The following is a 453-nucleotide window of genomic DNA, read 5'->3' as shown; positions in this document are numbered from 1 at the left end:
ATATATGGTCTGAGGGGGAGGGCAGTAGCCATAATAAATTTCGACGTGCGTCCAAGCCGTAATCCAATGTCCGAAATGGACCGACGGGCGATACTCGCCGCACCGGTCTTCGGCAAGGTGTTCACCGATCACATGATCACCCTGCGATGGGACGCTGAGCAGGGGTGGCACGATGGGCGACTCGAGGCTTTCCAGGACATCGCCCTGCCGCCGTCGGCGTCCGTCTTCCACTACGGGCAGGAGATCTTCGAGGGCATGAAGGCGTACCGCCAGCCGGGCGGGTCGATCGCGCTCTTCCGTCCCGAGCGCAACGCCGCCCGGTTCAACGCCTCCGCCCGGCGACTGGCGATGCCGGAGCTCCCGGTGGAGACCTTCGTGCGCGCCGTCGAGCTGCTCGTCCAGCAGGAGCGACACTGGGTCCCCGGCGGTGACGGCACCAGCCTGTACCTTCGC

Annotated in this window: 1 pseudogene; it reads left to right on the top strand. The window is 65.3% G+C overall.

Annotation, left to right across the window (positions count from 1 at the left end):
- Positions 1–75 precede the first annotated feature (75 nt).
- A pseudogene (locus tag EAD89_RS23870) lies at positions 76–453 on the top strand (branched chain amino acid aminotransferase); the annotation flags it as partial.

Origin of the sequence: Micromonospora sp. BL4 (genome assembly GCF_003667505.1) — a bacterium.
Classification (GTDB): domain Bacteria; phylum Actinomycetota; class Actinomycetes; order Mycobacteriales; family Micromonosporaceae; genus Micromonospora.
This window is presented reverse-complemented; position numbering and strand designations above follow the sequence as displayed.